Source organism: Vibrio sp. Isolate32, from assembly GCF_022397955.1.
GTDB lineage: Bacteria > Pseudomonadota > Gammaproteobacteria > Enterobacterales > Vibrionaceae > Vibrio.
Genome location: NZ_JAKEUQ010000089.1, coordinates 1 through 551, shown reverse-complemented (window position 1 = coordinate 551; position 551 = coordinate 1). Strand labels below are relative to the sequence as shown.

At 60.8% G+C, this 551-nt stretch carries 1 protein-coding gene; it reads right to left on the bottom strand.

All coding sequences use genetic code 11. The features are described from left to right. On the bottom strand, positions 1-551 hold a 551-nt coding region (locus L1D11_RS22570; RefSeq protein WP_239862836.1), incomplete at both ends, for a hypothetical protein.

Sequence of the window (551 nt, the reverse complement as noted above, 5' to 3'; positions counted from 1 at the left end):
CCGCCGGTACCCGTACCGGTGCCGCCGCCACTGCCGTCAATGTCAAAGGTCACGTCTTGGCTGTCACTGAGCTCGGTGTCGTTGCCGACGTAATCGAGCACCCGCACTTGGTACGTCTGCACTTCCCCGTCGGTGCGGGTGGTGGCGTCGACGTAACTCCAGCTGCTGCCACTGACCGTGGCGTCGTTCCACGTCGCGCCGCCRTCAAGGCTCACYTGGACGATGTCGTTGTTGACCGTGCCGGTCAGRCTACCGCTCACGGTGATGCCATCGACATCGTTGGTGATGAAGTCCGTCGCTAGACCTGAATCGTCGGTGATGCTGTCTATCGCAACACCAGTGATACCCGAGCTGGTGCCACCGGTACCCGTACCGGTGCCGCCACCACTGCCATCAGTGTCAAAGAGCACAACTTGACTGTCACTGAGCTCGGTGTCGTTGCCAACGTAATCGAGCACGCGCACTTGGTACGTTACGTTATCGCCATCCGCTCGAACATTCGCATCCACGTAACTCCAGCTGCTGCCGCTGACCGTGGCGTCGTTCCACGT